Source organism: Clostridium polyendosporum, from assembly GCF_018332455.1.
Lineage (GTDB): Bacteria > Bacillota > Clostridia > Clostridiales > Clostridiaceae > Clostridium_AY > Clostridium_AY polyendosporum.
This window is the reverse complement of record NZ_BOPZ01000135.1, coordinates 1-205: the sequence shown is the minus strand read 5'-3', so window position 1 is coordinate 205 and position 205 is coordinate 1. Positions and strand designations below refer to the sequence as shown.

Below are 205 nucleotides of genomic sequence, written 5' to 3'. Positions count from 1 at the left end.
TGAGTTTTAATCTTGCGACCGTACTCCCCAGGCGGGATACTTATTGTGTTAACGACGGCACGGAAGGAGTCGATACCTCCCACACCTAGTATCCATCGTTTACGGCGTGGACTACCAGGGTATCTAATCCTGTTTGCTCCCCACGCTTTCGAGCCTCAGCGTCAGTTACAGTCCAGAAAGTCGCCTTCGCCACTGGTGTTCTTCC

At 52.7% G+C, this 205-nt stretch carries 1 rRNA gene; it reads right to left on the bottom strand.

The annotated features are described in order from the left end of the window. Positions 1-205: ribosomal RNA gene (locus CPJCM30710_RS17730) — 16S ribosomal RNA — on the bottom strand; the annotation flags it as partial.